The 20490-nt window shown below is 72.5% G+C and carries 17 protein-coding genes and 1 pseudogene; 6 read left to right on the forward strand and 12 right to left on the reverse strand.

Translation table 11 applies throughout. The features are described from left to right. Window positions 1-8 precede the first annotated feature (8 nt). From ACWEOZ_RS16815 to ACWEOZ_RS16830, 4 genes are all read right to left on the reverse strand, one after another. Window positions 9-965: a TIGR03557 family F420-dependent LLM class oxidoreductase gene (locus ACWEOZ_RS16815; RefSeq protein ID WP_451911649.1), complete on the reverse strand. Its 957-nt coding sequence runs from the start codon at window positions 963-965 to the stop codon at window positions 9-11. Window positions 966-1050: 85 nt separating this feature from the next. After that, window positions 1051-1722 (reverse strand): DUF3618 domain-containing protein, encoded by a 672-nt coding sequence (locus ACWEOZ_RS16820; RefSeq protein ID WP_451911587.1) that lies wholly within the window; start codon window positions 1720-1722, stop codon window positions 1051-1053. Next, window positions 1698-2126 carry a phage holin family protein gene (locus ACWEOZ_RS16825; protein ID WP_451911588.1) on the reverse strand — a complete coding sequence of 143 codons (429 nt, stop codon included), beginning with the start codon at window positions 2124-2126 and terminating at the stop codon, window positions 1698-1700. Before ACWEOZ_RS16825 ends, ACWEOZ_RS16820 begins: the two co-directional genes overlap by 25 nt. After that, window positions 2123-3001 carry a hypothetical protein gene (locus ACWEOZ_RS16830; protein WP_451911589.1) on the reverse strand — a complete coding sequence of 293 codons (879 nt, stop codon included), beginning with the start codon at window positions 2999-3001 and terminating at the stop codon, window positions 2123-2125. Before ACWEOZ_RS16830 ends, ACWEOZ_RS16825 begins: the two co-directional genes overlap by 4 nt. A gap of 220 nt (window positions 3002-3221) precedes the next feature. Between ACWEOZ_RS16830 and ACWEOZ_RS16835 the strand changes: the two genes are divergently transcribed. Further along, window positions 3222-4460: a sulfite oxidase gene (locus ACWEOZ_RS16835; protein ID WP_451911590.1), complete on the forward strand. Its 1239-nt coding sequence runs from the start codon at window positions 3222-3224 to the stop codon at window positions 4458-4460. Between the two features lie 18 nt (window positions 4461-4478). Here the strand turns inward: ACWEOZ_RS16835 and ACWEOZ_RS16840 are convergent, their stop codons facing one another. Then, window positions 4479-6212 (reverse strand): ABC transporter ATP-binding protein, encoded by a 1734-nt coding sequence (locus tag ACWEOZ_RS16840; protein WP_451911591.1) that lies wholly within the window; start codon window positions 6210-6212, stop codon window positions 4479-4481. After that, the gene (locus tag ACWEOZ_RS16845; RefSeq protein WP_451911650.1) at window positions 6209-7828 is read right to left on the reverse strand and encodes an ABC transporter transmembrane domain-containing protein; all 1620 of its coding nucleotides are present in this window, start codon (window positions 7826-7828) and stop codon (window positions 6209-6211) included. Before ACWEOZ_RS16845 ends, ACWEOZ_RS16840 begins: the two co-directional genes overlap by 4 nt. 248 nt (window positions 7829-8076) lie before the next feature. On the opposite strand from ACWEOZ_RS16845, the gene folP reads away from it, so the two are divergent. After that, complete coding sequence (gene folP, locus ACWEOZ_RS16850; protein ID WP_451911651.1) at window positions 8077-8874, forward strand: dihydropteroate synthase; 798 nt, start codon at window positions 8077-8079, stop codon at window positions 8872-8874. On the opposite strand, the gene ACWEOZ_RS16855 is transcribed toward folP, so the two are convergent. The 3 genes and pseudogenes from ACWEOZ_RS16855 to ACWEOZ_RS16865 form a co-directional block, all read right to left on the reverse strand. Next, complete coding sequence (locus ACWEOZ_RS16855) at window positions 8862-9233, reverse strand: hypothetical protein (RefSeq protein WP_451911653.1); 372 nt, start codon at window positions 9231-9233, stop codon at window positions 8862-8864. The two genes, folP and ACWEOZ_RS16855, sit on opposite strands and share 13 nt — an antisense overlap. Before the next feature lie 59 nt (window positions 9234-9292). Further along, window positions 9293-9517 (reverse strand): annotated as a pseudogene (locus tag ACWEOZ_RS16860) (hypothetical protein); the annotation flags it as partial. Between the two features lie 27 nt (window positions 9518-9544). After that, complete coding sequence (locus tag ACWEOZ_RS16865) at window positions 9545-10117, reverse strand: TetR/AcrR family transcriptional regulator (RefSeq protein WP_451911592.1); 573 nt, start codon at window positions 10115-10117, stop codon at window positions 9545-9547. A gap of 71 nt (window positions 10118-10188) precedes the next feature. Between ACWEOZ_RS16865 and ACWEOZ_RS16870 the strand changes: the two genes are divergently transcribed. Then, complete coding sequence (locus ACWEOZ_RS16870; protein WP_451911593.1) at window positions 10189-11634, forward strand: DHA2 family efflux MFS transporter permease subunit; 1446 nt, start codon at window positions 10189-10191, stop codon at window positions 11632-11634. 188 nt (window positions 11635-11822) lie between these two features. Beyond that, window positions 11823-13502 (forward strand): discoidin domain-containing protein, encoded by a 1680-nt coding sequence (locus ACWEOZ_RS16875; protein WP_451911594.1) that lies wholly within the window; start codon window positions 11823-11825, stop codon window positions 13500-13502. Window positions 13503-13632: 130 nt separating this feature from the next. Here the strand turns inward: ACWEOZ_RS16875 and ACWEOZ_RS16880 are convergent, their stop codons facing one another. The 3 genes from ACWEOZ_RS16880 to ACWEOZ_RS16890 form a co-directional block, all read right to left on the reverse strand. Then, window positions 13633-14496, reverse strand: a complete 864-nt coding sequence (locus ACWEOZ_RS16880) for an MBL fold metallo-hydrolase (RefSeq protein WP_451911595.1) — start codon at window positions 14494-14496, stop codon at window positions 13633-13635. Between the two features lie 73 nt (window positions 14497-14569). Further along, entirely contained in the window at window positions 14570-15451 is an 882-nt protein-coding gene (locus ACWEOZ_RS16885) for a helix-turn-helix domain-containing protein (RefSeq protein ID WP_451911596.1), read from the reverse strand. A 93-nt stretch (window positions 15452-15544) separates the two neighbouring features. Further along, window positions 15545-17374, reverse strand: coding sequence for a LamG domain-containing protein (locus ACWEOZ_RS16890; protein ID WP_451911597.1), 1830 nt, complete (start codon window positions 17372-17374; stop codon window positions 15545-15547). 229 nt (window positions 17375-17603) lie between these two features. Between ACWEOZ_RS16890 and ACWEOZ_RS16895 the strand changes: the two genes are divergently transcribed. Further along, window positions 17604-18611 (forward strand): LacI family DNA-binding transcriptional regulator, encoded by a 1008-nt coding sequence (locus tag ACWEOZ_RS16895; protein WP_360543478.1) that lies wholly within the window; start codon window positions 17604-17606, stop codon window positions 18609-18611. 147 nt (window positions 18612-18758) lie between these two features. Then, on the forward strand, window positions 18759-20489 hold the full coding sequence (locus tag ACWEOZ_RS16900; RefSeq protein ID WP_451911598.1) for a DUF1996 domain-containing protein: 1731 nt from the start codon (window positions 18759-18761) through the stop codon (window positions 20487-20489). The last annotated feature ends 1 nt before the right edge of the window (window position 20490 follow it).

A 20490-nucleotide genomic window follows, 5' to 3' on the forward strand; every position in this document is an offset into this window, starting at 1 on the left:
GGTAAGTCTCACACCCGCTGCAGCTTGTCGTGCAGGTCCTTCTGGAAGAAGTCGATGAAGCCGTCCGGGTCCGGGCCCGCGTTCTGCAGGACGATGTGGTCGAAGCCCGCCTCGGTGTACTTCTTCACCGCGGCCACGTACGGCTCGGCGTCCGGACCCAGCGCGAACTGGCCGCGGACGTCCTCCTCGCGCACCGTCTGCGACGCCGCGTCGAAGTTCACCGGGTTCGGCAGCTCGCTCATCACCTTCCAGCCGGTCAGCGCCCACCGGGTGGTCCTGAGCACCTCCTGGACGCCGGCCTCCTCGGTCGGGGCCCAGGCCATCGGCACCTCGGCGTAGCGGGGACCGGACCCGCCGGCGCCGGTGTAGCTCTCGATCAGGTCGGAGCGCGGCTCGGTGGCGAACAGCCCGTCACCCAGCTCGGCGGCCATCGCGGCGGCGCTCTTCCCGCCGGCCGCGACGGCGATCACCGGGAGCTGGTCCGGCAGGTCGAAGACCCGGGCGTCCTCCAGCTGCAGGTGCTTGCCCTCGTACGACTGGTAGCCGCCCTGCCAGAGCAGCTTGATGATCTCCAGCGCCTCGCGCAGCCGCTCGTGCCGGCCGCGGACACTCGGGAAGCCCTGTCCGACGACGTGCTCGTTGAGCCGCTCCCCCGCGCCGATGCCCAGGGTGAACCGGTTGTCCGACACGATCGCCAGCGTCGCGGCCGCCTGGGCGATGATCGCCGGGTGGTACCGCACGGTCGGGCAGGTCACGCCGGTGGCCAGGCCGATCCGCTCGGTGCGCGCGGCGATCGCCCCGAGCACGGTCCAGGCGAACGGCGAGTGCCCCTGCACGTCCAGCCATGGGTGGTAGTGGTCGCTGATCTCGACGAAGTCGAAGCCGGCCTGCTCGGCCCGCACCGCCTGCTGGATGAGCTCCTTCGGGCCGAAACCCTCGGCCGACAGCTTGTATCCGAACTTCACAGTCATGCGATTCCTGTGCCCGGGCAGTGCACCGACAAACGCCGGGCTTGCCCCCTTCGGGACAGCCCGGCGTCGGTCGTACGGGTCAGGACCTGGCGTCGCTGACCGCCTGCTTGCTCTGGTCCTTGGCGTCCTGCGCCGAGGACTGGGCCTGCTGCTTGGTGGTCTGCGCGGCGTCGGTGGCGGTCTCCTTGACCTGGCCGACCGCCTGCTGCACCGTGCCCGACACGTCGTCCTTCATCTCGGACGCGATGTCCTTGACCTTGTCGGTCAGGTCGCCGCTGTGCTCCTTGAGCTGCTGGCCGGCCCGCTTCTCCGCGTCGGTGACGGGGATGAGCGTGGCGGCGAGCATGCCCACGCCGAAGGCGATGATGCCGGCGGCGAGCGGGTTGCCCTGAGCTTGCTGGGCGACCGCCTGGGGAGCGCTGCGCACGGCGTCGGCGGCGCTGTGCGCCTTGTCGCCGGCGGCGTCCGACAGGCTCGACGCCTTGTCCTGCACCGTGCCGAGGGCCGAGGAGGCCTTGTCCTGCACGGTGCTGGCGGCCGACGAGGCCTTGTCCTGCACGGTGCCCGCGGCGTTGCCCGCCGAGTGCCTCGCGTGCTCCGAGCTACCCATGACCTTCTCCTTCACGGACGTCCAGCGGCGCTGGGCGGCCTTGGTAGGGCTGGTCTTCTCCGCCAGCAGATCCACGTGACGGGTCATGGAGGCGCGCGTCGCCTCGATGTCCTGCCTCAACCGGTCGGGTTCTTCAGCCATTGCGCGTCCTCCTTGAGGGTGTCGACGGTGCGCCGCGGGGTCGGGTCCACGGTCTTGAGCTTCTTGCGGCCGTTGGCGTAGAGCACGGCGCCGACGATGCCCCAGAGCACGGCGACGATGAGCGCGGCCCAGCCCGGGTCCATCACGTTGCTGAGCGCGGCGACCAGCGCGAAGCTGAGCAGGACGACGACGAGGTAACCGGCGAAGCCGGCCGCGCCGAGCATGCCGGCGGCCTTGCCCGCCTTGGTCGCCTCCTGCTTCAGCTCGACCTTGGCCAGCTCCACCTCCTGGCGGAACAGCGTGGACAGGTCGTTGCTGATGTTGCCGATCAGTTCACCGACGGAGGTCTCGCTGACCTCTTCGGCGTGATCACGCGAGTGCCCGGTGGAGTAAGGGGCGGTCATCGGGTGCCACCCGGGTAATCCCGTGTGGTCTCGGTGACGTACTCCTCCTCCACCACTACCGGCGTGCCGGTGCCCGTCGAGGCGTACTCGGTGGAGGCCGCGGGGTAGCCGGTGGTGGTGCCCACGGCCGGGTCCACGTAGCCACCGGTCGTCGTGCCGGTGGTGTAGCCGGTCGTGCCCGTGGTGTAGCCCGTCGTGCCGGTGGTGTAGCCGGTGTCGTAGGTGCCCGGGTTGGACACGAACGAGTCACTGGCGGGCTTGTCCGCCGTGAGCTCGTCGGCCTTGGCCACGCCCTTGCCGAGCCGGGCCACCACGAAGCCGGCGGCCAGGGCGCTCGCCAGGAACGCGCCGGGACGACGCCGGGCGAAGTCCTGGACCTCGCGCAGCACGCCCTCGGGGCCGTGGTGCTCCAGGTAGCCGGCGAGCTGCCGGCCGCTGTCGGCCACGCGGGAGACGATCTGGGTGGCGGGCGACTCGGAACGGTCGCCGCGCATCTCGTCCAGGTGGTCGGCCATCTCGCGGATGCTGCCCACGAGCTTGTCGTTCTGCGTCCGGGCCTGTTCGCTCACCTTGCCGCGAACCTCGGATGCCACGTTGCGGACCTGGGTCTTCGCCTCGGAGCCGACCCGCTGGGCCTGCTGCTTGGCGGTGTCCTTGACGTCGCTGGCGGCCTGACCCGCGGCCTGGGCGGTCTGTCCGGCGGCCTGCTTGACCGCGGACTGGTCGCCGCCCGAGGAGCCCTGACCGGTCGCCGGGTACGTCTCGGCGGGGTAGGTGGTCTCGGGATATGTCGTCGCCGCGTAGGTCTCGGTGACCGGCACGTCGGCGAGGGGGGTGGTGTCCGGCGCGCGGGCGCCCGCAGACGGGTCACTCATTGCTGCCTCCATCGTGGTTCGTTCGTCCGTTGGTGCTTCGCCACATTCAGTACCCCTAGTCGCGCCGGCTAACGCGTAAAATCGCCCGGACAATGCCGCGAATTCTCCCCGCATAGATCCGTTTCCAGCGGGTACTCACCTACGCTCTCTTCTCCTACAGCGCCCATCGGTTTACCATGCTGTGGACGATCGGACCGGTCAGCCGCAGAGGAGCACCGCGATGGACGACATGCTGGACGAGGCCACCTACGACCGGCGCCGGCTGGCCCAGTGGCGGGCCGGGGCGGCGACCGGCTTCTCCCGCCGGGACCTGCTCAAACTGTCCGCCGCGGCGAGCGCCGGCCTGGCCGGGGTGAGCGCCGTCGGCGGCGCGGCAGCCGCCGCGGCCGGGCCCGTCGTCAAGCCGCTGCCCCCCGAGTTCTTCACCGTGCACGGCACCAACGCCGAGATGCGCTGGTCCGCGCTGGCCGATCAGGGCTATCTGGTGCCGATCGATCGCTTTTTCGTCCGCAACCACACCAGCACCCCGATCATCGACGCGGCGAAATGGCGGCTGCGCCTCTTCGGCGCCGGGCTGCGCCACGAACCGATTTCGATAACGTATGACGAATTGCGTCGCCTGCCGGACGAAACAATCACCGCGACGGTGGAATGCGCGGGTAACGGCCGCAGCTACTTCACCACTCAGCAGGGTCAGACAGTGTCGGGTACGGCGTGGAAGCTCGGCGGCGTCGGCGTGGCCCGCTGGCGCGGCGTCCGGCTGTCCACCGTGCTGCGCCGGGCGGGCCTCACCCGCCACGCGGTGGACGTGCTGCCGGCCGGGCTGGACCCGAACTTCGTCAGCGGCGGCGTGGACCTGGGCCCGGTCCGCCGGCCGCTGCCGATCCGCAAGGCGCTGCACGACGTGCTGCTCGCGTACGAGATGAACGGCGAACCGTTGCCGCCCGACCACGGCCACCCGGTGCGGCTGGTAGTTCCCGGCTGGATCGGCGTCGCCTCGATCAAATGGCTGGGCAGCATCGAGGTCAGCGACGTTCCGCTGTTCTCACCCTGGAACACCCAGTTCTACCGCCTGTTCGGCCCGGACCGCCCGGCCGAGGGCGAGCCCTTCGACCGCCAGGTCCTCAAGAGCGCCTTCGAACTGGACCCGGGCGCGCAGGTGCCCGCGGGCCGGCCCCTGCGGCTGCGCGGCCGGTCCTGGTCGGCGGCGGGCGCGATCCGGCACGTGGACGTCAGCACGGACGGCGGCGCGACCTGGCGCCGGGCCCGCAAACTCGGCGGCAGCGAGGGTGCGGCCTGGCAGCGCTGGGAGACCGACTGGCGGCCGGCCCCGGGCCCGCACGAGCTGCTGGCCCGGGCGACGGACGTCCGCGGCAACACCCAGCCGGACGTGGCGACGTACAACGAGCTGGGCTATCTGTTCGACGCCGTGGTCCGGCACCCCGTGGTGGCCGTCTGACCGGCCGGCCGCGGTCGGTCAGCCGTGCCAGGTGCGCCACAGGGCCGCGTACGTGCCGTCCGCCGCGACCAGCTCGTCGTGGGTGCCCAGCTCCACCAGCCGGCCGCCGTCCATCACCGCCACCCGGTCCGCGTCGTGCGCGGTCTGCAGCCGGTGCGCGATCGCGATCACGGTACGGTCGTGCAGCACCGCGGCCAGCGACCGTTCCGCGTCCCGGGCGGTCGTCGGGTCGAGCAGCGCCGTCGCCTCGTCCAGCACCACCGTGTGCGGATCGGCCAGGACCACCCGGGCCAGCGCCAGCTGCTGGGCCTGGGCCCCGTCGAGCACGAAGCCGTCGCCGCCCAGCCGGGTGTCCAGGCCGTCCGGCAGCTCCCGGACCCAGTCCGCACCGACGATGGCCAGCGCCGAACGCAGGTCGTCGTCGGAGGCGTCCGGTGCGGCCAGGGTCAGGTTGTCGCGGACCGCGTCGCGGAACACGTGGTGCTCCTGGGTGACCAGCACGACCTGGCGGCGCAGCAGGCTCGGCGGCAGGTCGGCGATCGGCACCCCGCCGACGGTGAGCGTGCCGGCGCGGGGGCGGTCGACCCCGGCCAGCAGCCGGCCGAGGGTGGACTTGCCCGCGCCGGAGCGGCCGACCAGGGCGAGCCGCTCCCCCGGGCGCACGGTCAGATCGACGCCGCGCAGCACATCGCGCCCGCCGTCGTAGGCGTACCGCACGCCGCGCGCCTCGATCCGGTCGCCGGCGGGTGCGCGGCGCTCGGTGACGACCGCCCGCGGGATCATCGCCAGCCCTTCCACCCGGGCGAAGGACGCGCCGCTGCTCTGCAGCTGCTCCAGCCAGATCAGGATCGCGTCCAGGGGCACAGCGAGCTGGCGCAGATACAGGGCGGTCGCCGCGACGGCGCCCAGCGAGAGCAGCCCGTTGACATAGAGCGAGCCGCCGACCAGCAGCACGGCGACCACCGGCACCACGTAGGAGACGTCGACCGCGGGGAACAGCACGCTGCGCAGGAACAAGGTGCGCAGCCGGGTCCGGCGGGCCCGGGCGATCGCGGCGTCGCCGGCCGCCCGGCGGCGTTGCTGCAGGCCCAGGGCCTCGACCGTACGGGTGCCGGCGATCGTCGAGGCCAGCTCGTCGGCCAGCGCCGACCCGGCCGCCCCCTCGTCCAGGTAGGCCGTCGGCGCCCGGCGCAGATACCACCGGGTGGCCGGCGGGATCGCCGACAGTCCGGCCAGGGCCACCACGCCGAGCAACGGGTCCAGCAGGAAGACGGCGACGATCACGAACAGGGCCTGGGCCGAGGCGATGAGCACCTCGGGGATCGCGTCGCGCAGCGTCACCGCCACCGTGCTGACGTCGCCGGTGCCGCGGGCGGCCAGGTCGCCGGTCGGCACCCGTTCCACCACCGAGGCGGGCAGGGCCAGGGCCCGGTCGACGAACCGCTCGCGGACCCGGGCCGCCGTACGCTCGCCGAAGCGGTAGCCGACCGCCAGCGCCGAACGGGCCAGCACGGTCTGCGCGACCGTGCACAGCAGGATCGCGCCGGCGAGCTGGTCGACGGCGTGCACCGAGGCGTGGCCGCTGGTGACCGTGTCGACGATGCGGCCCAGCAGCCACGGGCCGGCCAGCCCGGCGACCGCCGCGAGCGCGTTGAGCAGCACCATCAGCACGACGGCCCGCCGGTCGTCGCGGATCAGCCGGATCGCGGCCCGGCGCACGTGGGCGCCGCCGGCGATCGGCAGGGTGCTCACCGGACGACCTCCGGCATCGCGGCCTCCCCCGCCGCCCGGGTGACCAGTGCGCGGTAGCCGGGCTCGGTGTCGAGCAGGGCGCGGTGGGTGCCGGTGGCGGCCAGCCGGCCGTCGACCAGGTAGTGCACGATGTCGGCCCGGTCCAGCAGCGCCGGCGAGGTCGTCGCGACCAGCGTGGTCCGGCCCGCCCGGGCGATCGGCAGGCGCTGGGCGATGGCGGCCTCGGTGTGCGCGTCCACGGCCGAGGTGGGCTCGACGGCGAGCAGGATCTCCGGGTCGGCGTGGAGGGCGCGGGCCAGCCGGATGCGCTGGCGTTGTCCGCCGGAGAGGTTACGGCCCTGGGTGTCGACGGTCGACGCGGTGCCGTCGGTGAGACCGTCCACGATGTCACCGGCGACGGCGGCGGTCAGCGCGCGGGTGACGGCGGCGTCGTCCACCGGCGACCGGCCCGCGACGATCTCACCGAGCGTGCCGGTGAACAGGTAGGCCTCGTGGTCGGCCATCAGGATCCGGTCGCGGACCGCGAGCCCGTCCATCCTCAGCTCGCCCCAGGTCGCGCGGGTCGGTCCGTAACGGCCGAGCCGGTCCATCACCGCGGCGGCGTCGGCGGGCCGGGCGCTGGCCAGCACGGTCAGCCGGCCGGGCACCACGACCACTCCGGACTCGGGGTCGCGCAGCACCGCCGGGCCGTCGGGACCCGGGCGGGCCGGCGCCGGGTCCACCGGCAGGCGCAGGAAACCCACGACGCGGCCTCCGGCGACCAGCGCGCGGCTGATGTCGAACCCGCCCTCGATGAAGAACGCGACCGGGACGACGAGCACGGCCGCGTACCCCCAGACCGCGACCAGCTCGCCGACCGTGATCTGGCCCTGGGCCGCCATCCGCGCGGCCAGCCAGATCACCACGGCCAGGAACAGCGCGGGCAGGCCGACCCCGAGTGCCTGGATCCAGCTGGTCACCGCGCCGACCAGGTAGCCCTCCTCGGCGACCCGCTGCGAGTCGCGGCGGTAGCGGCGGGCGTACGCCTCCTTGCCGCCGAGGCCGTTGAGGATGCGCAGCCCGGCCATGATGTCGACGAGCCGGTCGGCCAGCGCGCCCTGGTGGTCGCGGTAGCGGGCGCCGGCGCGCTGCAGCCGGCTGAGCATCGGGCCGACCACGATGGCCAGCACCGGCACGCCCGCCAGGACCACGACCGCGAGCAGCGGCGAGATCTTCAGCAGCAGCACGGCGACCACGACGTAGGCGACCACGGCGCCCAGCCCGGGCCCGGTCACGGTGAGGGCCTGGGCCAGCACCCAGACGTCGGCGATGCCGATGGTGACGATCTCGCCGGCGCCGATGCGCCGCGGCAGCGCGGCGCCGAGCCGGGTGGCGTGCGCGATGACGGCCCGCACGGTGCGGAAACCGCCGTCCAGCCGGATCTTCGTCATGGTGCGGTGCCGGAGGATGGCCAGCACCGCGTTGACCGCGCCGACCACGAAGAGCACAGCCACCCAGCCGGCCAGCGCGGCCAGGTCGCGCCGCTGCAGGCCGCGGTCGATGGCCTGGGAGAGCAGGTACGGCGGCAGCGTCAGCCCCACCATCCACAGCGACCCGAGCACCGCGCCGGCGGTGATCCGCAGCTTCTGCCGCCGGACGAGCCACCACAGGTACGGCAGCGGGCCACGTACGTCGGCCACCGCGTGTCCTGCTTCCGTCACGCCTTGCACCATAGAGCAGCAGCGATCATCGGCGGGAGCCCGAATTCGGGCGATGTTCACGGCCCGGTTAGTCTCCGGGCGTGACTGCCTTCGCACCCCCGCTGATCTGCGCCGAACGCGTCATCGGGGGACGCGCGCACGACTTCTCGCGCCGGGTCACGGTGATGGCGATCGTCAACCGCACGCCCGACTCGTTCCACGACCGCGGCCGGACGTTCGCGCTGGAGAAGGCGACCGGGGCGGTGCGCGCGGCGGCGGACGCCGGGGCGGACTGGATCGACATCGGCGGGGTGCCGTTCGCGCCGGGGCCGGAGGTCAGCGCGGCCGAGGAGCTGGACCGGGTGCTGCCGGTGGTGGAGGCGGCGCGCGGGCTGGCCGTGGTCTCGGTCGACACCTACCGGCCCGAGGTGGCGCGGGAGGTGATCGCGGCGGGTGCGGGAGTCATCAACGACACCTCGGGCCTGCGCGACCCGGCGATCGCGGACGCGGTGGCCGGCACCGACGCGTCCCTGGTGATCACCCACAGCCTGGCCGCGCCGCGCACGTTGCACCCGAGCCCGCGGTACGCCGACGTGACCGCGGAGGTGGCCGGCTTCCTGCGCGAGCGGGTGGCGCTGGCACTGTCCCGCGGCGTCCGGCCGGAGCAGATCATCATCGATCCGGGCCACGACCTGAACAAGAACACGTACCACTCGCTGGAGCTGACCCGGCGGCTCAGCGAGATCACCGCGATCGGCTATCCGACGCTGGCCGCGCTGAGCAACAAGGACTTCATCGGCGAGACCCTGGACCGCCCGCAGCAGGAGCGACTGGTCGGCACGGTCGCGGCGGTGGTCTTCTGCGTGACGCAGGGCGCCCGGATCGTCCGGGTGCACGACGTGCGGGCGGCGGTGGACGCGGTCCGGATGACCGAGGCGATGCTGGGGCTGCGCGAGCCGGCCTACGCCCGTCACAACATCTGACCCTCGACCGAGGGTTCCCCGGCGTCGGTCAGCAGGTCCCAGACCAGCTCCAGGGCAGAGTCGGGGGTTTCCGGGAGCTCGCCACCGTTGTCGAACGTCTCGGCGACGGCCCGTGTCAGTCGGGCGCGGACCGGTGAGACCTGCCGCATCGCCCTGACGAGAGTGCCGTTGGTGTTCAGGCCGGGGAGCACGGCCAGCCATTCGCCGAGCGGGCCGGGCAGTGGCCCTTCGAAGGTCGGCCAGCGATGCCGCACTTCGGCGTTGAGCTGCGGCAACCGCTCGATGCCGAGCCAGGTCGGATCGTAGGCGCCGAACGCCACGTGCCCGATCCGGGCCACCACGGTGGCACCCAGGCACATCGGCAGGGATGCAGCGTGGTGTAGAGCCGGGTGCGCCGGGCGCTCACCTTGTCGTCCGGCACGGCGGCGAGTGCTGCCATCTCGGCGTGGGCCAGCAGCCCCCGCGGCGCCGCCGTGTCGAAGCGCTGGTTACGACCCCGGCCCAGAATGTTTCCCGCATCGTCGGTGATGACGGCACCGACCGCGACCCCACCCTCGCGGAAGGACTCCCAGGCCATCGTCATCGCGTGTTGCCACGCCGGTTCGAGTGTCGACCACGCACGCTGGGCGGTGAGTTCGGGCATGCCGCGATCTTCACACGAAGGCGCGAACTATCCCGGCTCGGGCCCGAGCCAGCCTTTCTCGGCATTGTGGACGCCGATGAGCTCGGTCATCCACTGCTCGCGGGGCACCGCGTCCGGCCCGATGATCTGCAGCACGCCGAGCACGGTGAGCAGCATGCCGCTGGCCAGGAAGCCGCGGGCCTCCTCCTCATCCGCGCCGGTCAGATCGCGGACCGTGCGGTAGATCCGGCCGAAGCAGGCGCGCACGGTGGGCCCGAGGGCGGGATCGGCGCCCGCGGCGAAGGCGTGCAACAGGACGGTGATCAGGTCCCGTTCGGCCAGCAGGTCGTCGTAGGCGATGCCGAGGCTCTCCAGATCCGCGCGCTCCGCGGCGGCCTGGCGGAAGCGCTGCTCGACGCGGCCGGTGGCGTGCTCGGCGGCCGCCAGGAACAGCGCCTGCTTGGTGCCGAAGAGCCGGATCACGTACGGCTGCGAGACGCCGGCCAGGCGGGCCACCTGATCGGTGGTCGTGCCGGCGTAGCCACCGCGGGCGAAGGCGGTGATCGCGGCGGCCACGAGCTGCTCGTGGCGCTCCTCGGCGGTGAGGCGGGTCCTGGTCACGTTGACAGGTTATCAGTTGATAACTACGGTGGCCTCAGCTAGTTATCAGTGAATAGCAACAAGGAGATGCGATGTCCAGCCCAGCGGCTGCGCCCAGCCGGCCCCGCCCCCTCGCCGCGGTGCTGGCCGCCGTCGGCATCCCGGTCTTCATGGTCACCCTGGACAACCTGGTGGTCACCACGGCACTGCCGGTGATCCGCGCGGACCTCGGTGCGTCGGTCACCGACCTGCAGTGGTTCGTCAACGCGTACACGTTGCCCTTCGCCGCCTTCCTGCTCACCGCGGCCGCCATCGGCGACCGGATCGGCCGCCGCAGGATGTTCCTGGCCGGGATCGCGCTGTTCACCCTCGCGTCGGCCGCCGCCGCCCTGAGCACCGAGTCGTGGATGCTGACCGCGTCCCGCGCGGTGCAGGGCCTGGGCGGCGCCGCGGTCGCCCCGCTGTCCCTGACCCTGCTGGCCCAGGCGGTCCCGGACCGGCTGCGCAGCGCCGCGGTCGGGATCTGGGGCGGCATCAGCGGTCTCGGGGTCGCGGTCGGCCCGGTGGTCGGCGGCGCGGTGGTCGAGGGTCTCGACTGGTCGTGGATCTTCTGGCTGAACGTGCCGGTCGGCGTCGTGGCCGTGCTGCTGGCCGCGACCGTGCTGCCCGAGTCGCGCGGCGGTGCCGTCCGGCTCGACCCGCTGGGTCTGCTGCTCTCCGCCGCCGGCATGCTGCTGCTGGTCTGGGGCGTGGTGGACGGTCCGGACCACGGCTGGTCCTCGGCCCGCGTGCTGTCCATGCTGATCGGTGGGGCCGCGCTGCTCACCGCGTTCGTGGTCTGGCAGCGTCGCAACAGCGCGCCCATGCTGCCGCTGTCGCTGTTCCGCTCGCGGGGCTTCAGCCTGGTCAACATCGTGACGCTGACCTTCTCGGCCGGCACCTTCGGCGCGGTCTTCCTGCTGGCCCAGTTCTTCCAGGTGGTGCAGGGGCTGAGCCCGCTGGACGCCGGGATCCGCACCCTGCCGTGGACGATGGCGCCGATGGTGGTGGCGCCGCTGGCCGGCATCTTCGCCGACCGCCTCGGCGTGCGGAACCTGATCGTGGCGGGTCAGGCGCTGCTGGCCGCGGGCATCCTGTGGATCGCGCTGGCCACCACCACCGAGGTGAGCTACGGCGACCTGGTGATCGCGTTCGTGCTCAGCGGGGTCGGCATGGGCCTGACCTTCGCGCCGATCAGCACCATGGCCCTGGCCAGCGTCACCGCCCGCGAACGCGGCGTCGCCTCCGGGGCCAACAACACCATCCGCGAGCTGGGGGTGGCCGTCGGCATCGCGGTGCTGGCCTCCATCTTCAGCTCCACCGGCGACTACTCCAGCCGGCACGCCTTCGTCGACGGGCTGGTCCCCGCGGTGATCGTCGGCGCCTGCATCGTGGCAGCCGGCGGCGTCGTGGCCTTGTGGCTACCCCGCCGCCCGGCCCCGGCGGCCGGCCCGCTCCCGCCGAGCGTGCCCGAGGCGGTGCCGGCGCTTCAGCACTGACGGCTCGACCGGCTGCGCCGGGGCCCGATCGTGGGCTCCGGCGCGGTCACGCGTCTTCTTGCGGTTTCGTATCACGAATGTTTCATAATTCGGTCCAACTATTGCGGGACTGTGTCCTGCGCTGTCACGATGACCGTCGATCCGACATCCCCCTCCATCCCTAGGTCGGATCGGATCGGAGCATCCCCGTGCCCGTCTCCCGCCGTACCGTGCTGTCCACGTTGGCCGCCGGCTCCGCCGCGGCCGCCTCCCCCGCCCTGTTCGCCCGCCCGGCCGGCGCCGCGTCTCCGCCCGGCGACGTCGTCGGCAAGATCACCGTCGGCTACCAGGGCTGGTTCTCCTGCCCCGGCGACGGCGCCCCGATCGGCGGCTGGTGGCACTGGAGCCGCGACCGCTTCCAGCCGCCGTCGCCCGCCAACACCACGATCGTGTCCTGGCCGGACCTCACCGACCTGCAGCACGGCTACCCCACGGCCTACCCGAACCTGGGCAACGGTCAGAGCGCCCGGCTGTTCTCCTCCTACGACCAGCAGACGGTCGACACGCACTTCCGCTGGATGCGCGACTACACCATCGACACGGCGGCGCTGCAGCGCTTCAACCCGACCGGCGACGAGGGCCCGACCCGCGACGCCATGACGGTCAAGGTCCGCGGCGCGGCCGAGGGGACCGGCCGCAAGTTCTACATCATGTACGACGTCACCGGCTGGACCGGGATGCAGCAGGAGATCAAGAACGACTGGCTGACGAAGATGGCCGCGCACACGGCGTCACCGGCGTACGCCCGGCAGAACGGCAAGCCGGTCGTCTGCATCTGGGGTTTCGGCTTCGACGACCCCGGCCGCCCCTTCACCCCGGCCGCCTGCCTGGACGTCATCAACTGGTTCAAGGCGCAGGGCTGCTACGTCATCGGCGGCGTGCCGACGTGGTGGCGCCAGGGCATCAACGACTCGCGCCCGGGCTTCGCCGACGTCTACCACGCCTTCCACATGATCTCGCCGTGGATGGTGGGCCGGGCAGCGACCCTGGCCGACCTGGACTCGTACTACGCCAACGCCAACGTGGGTGACTACGCCGACTGCCAGGCGCACGGCATCGACTACCAGCCCTGCGTGCTGCCGGGCGACCTGTCGTCCGGGCACCGCCGGCACGGCGACTACTACTGGCGCAGCCTCTACAACATGATCCGGCTCGGCTCCCAGGGCCTGTACGTGTCCATGTTCGACGAGTTCAACGAGGGCAACCAGATCGCCAAGACGGCGCCCACCGCGGCGTTCGTGCCGGCCGGTTCGGGCATCCGGGCCCTCGACGAGGACGGCACCGCCTGCTCGGCCGACTACTACCTGCGGATCACCGCCGACGGCGGCCGGATGCTGAAGGGACAGCTCGCGCTGACCGCGACCCGCCCGACCCCACCGGTGATCGGTGGTGGCCCCGGGCCGGGCCCCGATCCGGCCCGCGATCTGGCCGCGGGCCGGCCGACCACGGAGAGCAGCCACACCCAGGTGTACGGCTCGGGTAACGCCGTCGACGGCAACCCGGGCTCGTACTGGGAGAGCGCGAACAACGCCTTCCCGCAGTGGCTGCAGGTGGACCTCGGCGCCGCCACCCCGGTGTCCCGCCTGGTCCTGCGCCTGCCACCCGGCTGGGAGACCCGCACCCAGACCATCGCCGTGCAGGGCAGCACCGACGGCGGCGCGTTCACCACCCTGTCCGCCGCGACGGGCCGTACGTTCAACCCGGCCACCGGCAACCAGGTGACGGTCACCTTCCCGAGCGCCTCCGCGCGCTACGTCCGGATCACCGTCACGGGTAACACGGGCTGGCCGGCCGGTCAGGTGTCCACGCTGGAGGCGTACGCGGGATAGCTCAGTCTCTGCGGCTTCCATCCTCAGCCGCAGGGACCCGGGATGGAAGGCCGGTGCCCGCCGGCGCCGGCCTTCCACTACGTGACGCCACCGATGATCGCCGACGCGACTTGCGCGACTCCGCAGCCCGTCAGTAGCGAGGGAAGGCCGCCCACTGCTTGACGGCGAACGCGCCGCCGCGGTGGCTCACCTCGAAGGCGCTGTGGCCGCTGAAGTGCGCCGGCAGCACCAGTGCACCGGCGTCCGCCGCCCATCCCAGCAGCCGGCGGCGGCTGGCCCGGGCCGCCGCCGGGTCCTCGCAGAAGCAGCTGTTGTGCTCCGGGTGCAGCAGCTGCAACGGCGAGTGCAGCAGGTCCCCGGCGAACAGCGCCCGGTCGTCACCCGAGCTCAGCTTGAGCACCGCGGAGCCGGGAGTGTGCCCCGGCGCCGCCTCCAGCCGCAGGTTCGCGTCGATCACGTGCGTGTCCTGCCAGAACAGGGCCTGTCCGGACTCGTGGATCGGGACGACACTGTCCTGGAAGGCGTCGCCCGCCGTCGCGGGCTGGAAGTCCGCTCGCGGCATCAGGTACGTGGCGTTCGGGAACGTCGGCACCCAGTGCCCGTCCACCAGCCGGGTGTTCCAGCCGACGTGGTCCGCGTGCAGGTGGGTGTTCACGACCAGGTCGACGTCCTCCGGGCGGACCCCGGCCGCCGCGAGCCGGTCCAGGAAGTCCCGGTCCAGGTGGTCCCACATCGGCACCGACGGGCGGGTCTTGTCGTTGCCCACGCCGGTGTCGACCAGGATCGTGCGGCCCTCGCTGCGCAGCAGCCAGGTCTGCATGGCCGCGTGCACCAGGTCGTCGCCGGCCCCGAGGTGATCGGGGACGAGCAGGTCGCGGTGCTGCTGCCAGGCGTCCGCCGGCAGGTCCGGGAAGAAGGCGCCCGGCGCCATGATCGGCCCGTGCATCTCCTCGACGCGGGTCACGGTGACGTCGCCGAGTTTGATCTCTTGCATGGTCGCTCCAGAGGGGTTGAGGGCGTACGGGGTCCGGCGCTCGTCGTCGGAGCACCAGGGGAAAGAAGAAAGGTCAGTCGGTGACGGCCCGCTCGGCCGGCACGGCGCCGCTGGTCGCCGTGCTGTGCACCAGCAACGTGAGCGCCGCCTCGGACGGCGACCCCGGCTCGGTCGTGGCGACCACCAGGACCTGGGCGTGTTCCGTGCGCAGGGTCTGCTGGGTGACGGTCAGGAGGCCCACCAGCGGGTGACGCATCTCGTAGACCGCGTCGCCGAGGGCCTTGACCCGGTGGTCGGCCCACATCGCGGCGAACCGCGGGCTCTTCATCGACAGCTCGCCGACCAGCCCGGCGAACGCCGGGTCGTCCGGGAAACAGCCGGAGGCCATCCGCAGCGTCGCCACCACGGCGCGGGACTTGGCCGGCCAGTCGGCGTACAGCTCGCGGGTGTGCTCGTCGAGGAAGACCAGCCGGGCCATGTTGGGCCGCTGCCGGCTGTCGGGGGCGGCCATGTCGAGGTGCCCGGCGAACAAGGCGTGCCCGGCAGCGTTCCAGGCGAGCACGTCACTGTGCCGGCCCAGCACCACCACCGGTACGTCGCCGAGCGCGGTCACCAGTTGCCGGACCGCGGGCGTGACCCGTTCCGGGGCGGGCCGGCGTCGCGTGGTGCCGCCGCGGGTCCCGGCGGCCAGCTCCCGCAGGTGGCTGCGTTCGGCGTCGTCGAGGCGCAGGGCCCGGGCGATCGCGTCCAGCACCTCCGGTGAGGCGTTGGACGACTGGCCCTGCTCCAGCCGGGAATAGTAGGACGCGCTGACCCCGGCCAGCAGCGCCAGTTCCTCGCGGCGCAGACCCGGCACGCGGCGCCGGTCGCCGTACGTGCTCAGCCCCACGTCCTGCGGCCGCAGCTGCGAACGGCGGGTCTGCAGGAACTCGCCGAGCTGTCGTTTCGCGTCCATGGCACCGAGTATGGGCAGCCCGCCCGGGGCCGAGCCACACCCTGCCGGTGGCAGGCACGGCGGTGTGACCCGCCGTGCCTGCCGGAGCTGCTGTCAGCCGACGCTGATCCAGACGTCGTCGAGGCTGCCGTGGAACTGGTCGTTGTTCACGCCCGTGCCCTTGCCGCCGATGCTCAGCGGTTGCGGGGTGACGACCTCGAGCGTCGCCGGCACCGTCGCGCTGCCGCCGTCCTGGTCGTCGACCAGGATGCTGAGCGTGGTGCCGGTCCGCCGGCACTCGATGGTGTGCCAGTCGCCGTCCGCGACCGAGGTCTGGCTCTTGGCGACGTGGATGGCCGGGTCGGTCTTGTCGCTCATCACGCAGCTGGGCTTGCCGGAGACGCCGTCGACCTGGAGCTTGTACTGGCCGCCGGCGGTGGAGTAGCCCTTCTGCATGATGTTCTCGCCTGACGAGGTCTCGGCCGGCGACAGCAGCACGTTGGCGCCGTACCGCAGGTCCTTGGCGCCGGGGTTCAGGTCCGGCACGTCGGTGGCCTGCAGCACGACCCGGGGGCACGCGGTGCCCGCGCACTTGGCCGGGAAGGCGATGCCCTGTCCGGCGCCGTGCGGGACGGTCTTGACCTCGCCGCGGTTGACCGCCAGGGCCTTGAGCAGGTGACCGTTGCCGGAGCCGTCGTCGAAGGTGCCGTCGGTGACGGTGGAGTCGAAGTTGTACGACGCCACGTACGGCGACGCCGGCGCGACCGGCACCGCCTCGGGCGAGTTCGGGCCCCCGAAGGCGGCGTACCGCTTCTGCGCGGAGCCGGCCACCGTGGTGAAGTCACCACCGATGCTGAGCAGGCCCAGGGCCGGGTTCGCGGCCAGCGTCCGCACCCCCACCACCCCGTTGGCCTGCGGCGCCCACTCGGTCAGGTTGCCGGCGCCGTCCACGGCGGCGAGCTTGACCCGCGGCACGGAACCGTCGGTGCACACGCCCTTGACGCCGTTGTTGGTCGTCGTGCAGGCCTTGTCGAAGTGCCCGCCGACGTACGTGGTGCCGTCGAGGGTGGCGATCGCCTGCGCGTCGCCGTCGAAGACCCGGGTCCAGCGGGCGGCGCCGCCGAAGGTGTACGCGACCGCCCGGCCGCCCTGGCCCCCGAGCGCGGCGTACACGCCGTCGGCGTCGGCGGTCAGCGCGAAGACCTGCGAGACCGGCTTGGGCAGGAAGCTCTTGTCCAGCGCCGCGGTGGTGCCGTCGACCGCCGTGAGCCGCAGCGTGGAGCTGACACCGTTGGTCTTGTGGAAGCCGCCGCCGAGGTAGACCCGGTTGCCGTAGACGGCCAGGGCGTTCACGGTGCTGTCGGTGGTCGGCGCCCAGCCGTCGAGCGCGCCGGTGGCCAGCGAGAACGCCGCCAGGTTGGTCCGCGGGGAGCCGTCGACGGCGGTGAGCCGGCCGGCCACGTAGAGCCGGCCGTTACCGACCGCGAGGGCGTTGGGCTGGCCCAGCACGGTGTGCTTGAGCGGGGTCGGCTTGCCGGTGCTCGCGTCGACCCCGGCGACGGCGTCGCGGGCCATGCCGGCGACCTTGTCGAAGTCGCCGGCGGCGTAGACGGTGGTGCCGTCGACGGCCAGGGCCCGCACGGTCGCGTCGGCGCCCGGGTTCCAGGCCAGCAGGGCACCGGTCCGCGCGTCGTAGGCGGCGAGCCGTTGCCGCGCCACGGTCTTGCCGGCGACCAGGGCGCCGGTGAAGTTGCCGCCGACGTAGACCACGTCACCGCGGTGGGCCAGCGCGTACACCGGGCCGTTGAACGACGGCGACGGCGTCGGTTTGCCCGATACGACCTCGGCGAAGGCGGCGCCGCCCACGGCGACGACGACGGTGGAGACGCCGACGAGGGCCAGCCGGCGTACTAGGGATTTTCGGCCATTTCGGTTATTACGCACAACGCAAGCTAACGGCGCCCGCGCCCAAAGGACGCGAGCGCCGACCCGGCGAACGACTCAGAAAATCGTCTGAAAGGCCATAAAAGGTACGGAGATCATCCGTTGGGGTGACGACCGGAGGGAGACCGAGGGCGATCGATATCGGCGGAGGTTAATTCGTTTCATGTTTTCCGCCGGGGACTGTGGAATACTTCCGAAAACTGCATCCGAAACTTACGAGGAGACGCCAGTGGCCCGCGTGACCATCGCCGCGATCGCCCGCGAAGCCGGGGTCTCGGTACCCACGGTCTCCCGGGTGCTCAACGGCCGCGCCGACGTGTCGCCGCAGACCCGCGAGACCGTGGAGAACCTGCTCAAGCAGCACGGATACCGGCGGCGGGCCTCCCGCCAGCAGGCCGGCAAGGCGGCTCTGGTCGACCTGGTCTTCAACGACCTGGACAGCCCGTGGGCGGTCGAGCTCATCCGGGGCGTCGAGGACGTCATGCACACCTCCGGGGTCGGCACGGTCGTCTCGGCGGTGCACCGCCGCAGCACCGCGACCCGGCAATGGCTGCAGAACCTCTACGCCCGGGCCTCCGACGGCGTGATTTTCGTTACTTCTGACGTGAGCACGCCGGTCTACGCGGAGCTCCAGCGGCTCAACATCCCGGTCGTGGTGATCGACCCGGCGGGCGGCGCCATGGTCGACGTGCCGACGATCGGCGCGACCAACTGGGCCGGCGGCCTGTCGGCGACCCAGCACCTCGTGCAGCTGGGTCACCGCCGGGTCGGTTTCGTCGCCGGCCCGAAGAACCTGCTGTGCAGCCGGGCCCGGCTGGACGGCTACCGCGCGGGCCTGGAGGCCGCCGGCCTGACCCCGGACGAGGGTCTGATCCGCCAGGGCGACTTCCTCTACGACTCGGGCTTCGCCGGCGGCGCGTCCCTGCTGGCCATGGCCGACCCGCCGACCGCGATCTTCGCCTCCAGCGACACGATGGCGCTGGGCGTGCACGAGGCCGCCCGCCAGCGCGGCCTCCGGGTGCCGGATGACCTGAGCGTGGTGGGCTTCGACGACCTGCCCGAGGCGCGCTGGGCGTCGCCGCCGCTCACCACGGTGCGGCAGCCGCTCGCCGAGATGGGCGGGCTCGCCGCCCGCAGCATCCTGCGGCTGGCCCGCGGCGAGGAGATCCAGGCGCCCCGGATCGAGCTGGCCACCGAGCTCATAGTCCGCGACAGCACCCGCCCGCCCCGCGACTGACACACAGCGCCACCGCCTCGAGACACACGGCGACTGGATCTTACCGACCGGTGACGCCACCTCCGTGAACCGATCGGCGTCGATCCTCCGGGCGTATCCACCGGCGCAGCGGGCCACCCGGCCCGCCGCGTCCGGAGGGAAATCACCATGAGGGTCAGCAGCAGGACCGGTCCGGCACGGCTGGTCGCCGTCGCCGCCACACTGATCGTGACCGCGGGAGCCACGGGCTACTTCGTGACCAGCGGCGGCAAGGGCGAGGCCTCGGCGGAGACCAGCCTCGCCGACTACGTGCCGATCGCCCGGGTGGCGCCGAACGTCGTGACGCCCGAGCCACGGCGGGGGGCCGCCACCGGCACCTTCACCGTGGACTGCGGCACCAACGGCAACGGCAAGTTCAGCCCGGACAACCCGGTGGCCCAGCCGGGCATCAAGAACGGCGCCGAGCACGTGCACGACTTCGTGGGCAACCAGGCGATCACCGCCGACACCCCGGACGAGGCCCTGGCCGCCGCCGGTACGACGTGCCGCAACGGTGACAGGTCCTCGTACTTCTGGCCGGTCGTCCGCATCGACAAGGCGGTCCGGGCCGATACCGCGGCGGCGCTGCCCACCACCGTGCCGACGGTCTCGTGCCCCCAGGTCCGCGACAAGCTTCCCGCCGTCCCGGCCCGCTCCCGGGCGGCGGTCGACCGGCAGCTCGCCAAGCTGGACCGGAGCCTGGCCGCGGCCAACGACCGGATCGCCGCGAGCCGCGGGCAGATCGACGCCGGCTTCAACAACTCGGTCATCGAGCTGCTGCGGGCGGAACGGGCTCGGACGCTCAAGAAGCTCAGCGCTCTGCTGAACGGCCGGTCGGGGCGCCTGGTGTCGCTGGTGGAGTGCGAGGTGAGCTACGACGGCCTGCACGCCGGGCACAGCACCGCGGCCACGCGCAGCGTCGCCAACCCGAACGTGCGGTGCCCGTCGGTGCGCGACAAGCTCCCGGCCGTACCCGATCAGGCTCTCGCGGAGGTCGACCGTAACCTGGCCGAGCTGGACCGGCAGATCGCCCAGGCGAACGAGCGCCTGGTCCAGGCCCCCGGCGACGGTGGCGTGCTGAGCGCTCTGCAGGCCAAGCGCACCGCGACGATCGACCGGATCGTCATCGCCATCAGCCGCCGCGCCGCCCGGCCGGCAGGATTGGACAAGCTCGCCGCCTGCACCGCCGGCAAGGGACAGGACGCCGCGCCCCCGGCCGCGGGCGGCGACAAGCAGCCCCCGGCCGCGGGTGGCGGCAAGCAGCCCCCGGCCGCGGGTGGCGGCAAGGAACTTGCGGCGCCGAGCGGCCCGAACCTGGAACTGCCCGGCAACACCGGCGCCATCGTCCGCCCCGCCGCCGTGCTGATCGAGTATCGCGGCAACGCCACCGGCAAGGTCACCGCGATGCCGCGCTTCCTGCGGGCGCTGACCGGGGACGCCAAGCCCACCAGCCGTGGCCCGGCCAACGCCCGCGCCACCTGGACCTGCTCGGGCGTCACCGACCGGCTGTCGGACAAGTACCCGATCTGCCCGGCCGGCAGCAAGGTGATGCGCGTGCAGGACTTCCCCGGGTGCTGGAACGGCAAGGACATCGACAGCGACAACCACCGCGCCCACCTGGCCTTCGCCGACCGGGCCGGCACCTGCCCGCAGGGCTTCCGGGCGATCCCGCAGCTGCGGATCAGCATCTCCTACGACATCCCGCGCGCCGTGCAGGAGAAGGGCCAGTACGCGCTCGACTCGTTCCCCGAGGAGAACCACAACCCCTTCTCGGACCACAACGACTTCGTCAACGTCAACACCGACCGGCAGATGAGCAAGATCGCCGCCTGCGTCAACAGCGGCAGGCGCTGCGGCTGAC

This window comes from Actinoplanes sp. NPDC004185 (genome assembly GCF_053603475.1).

Coding starts and splice junctions, on each gene's coding strand:
- ACWEOZ_RS16820 (WP_451911587.1), bottom strand. CDS start 1,722: ATGGCTGAAGAACCCGACCGGTTGAGGCAGGACATCGAGGCGACGCGC.
- ACWEOZ_RS16825 (WP_451911588.1), bottom strand. CDS start 2,126: ATGACCGCCCCTTACTCCACCGGGCACTCGCGTGATCACGCCGAAGAG.
- ACWEOZ_RS16830 (WP_451911589.1), bottom strand. CDS start 3,001: ATGAGTGACCCGTCTGCGGGCGCCCGCGCGCCGGACACCACCCCCCTC.
- ACWEOZ_RS16835 (WP_451911590.1), top strand. CDS start 3,222: ATGGACGACATGCTGGACGAGGCCACCTACGACCGGCGCCGGCTGGCC.
- folP (WP_451911651.1), top strand. CDS start 8,077: ATGGCGATCGTCAACCGCACGCCCGACTCGTTCCACGACCGCGGCCGG.
- ACWEOZ_RS16855 (WP_451911653.1), bottom strand. CDS start 9,233: ATGTGCCTGGGTGCCACCGTGGTGGCCCGGATCGGGCACGTGGCGTTC.
- ACWEOZ_RS16870 (WP_451911593.1), top strand. CDS start 10,189: ATGTCCAGCCCAGCGGCTGCGCCCAGCCGGCCCCGCCCCCTCGCCGCG.
- ACWEOZ_RS16880 (WP_451911595.1), bottom strand. CDS start 14,496: ATGCAAGAGATCAAACTCGGCGACGTCACCGTGACCCGCGTCGAGGAG.
- ACWEOZ_RS16885 (WP_451911596.1), bottom strand. CDS start 15,451: ATGGACGCGAAACGACAGCTCGGCGAGTTCCTGCAGACCCGCCGTTCG.
- ACWEOZ_RS16900 (WP_451911598.1), top strand. CDS start 18,759: ATGAGGGTCAGCAGCAGGACCGGTCCGGCACGGCTGGTCGCCGTCGCC.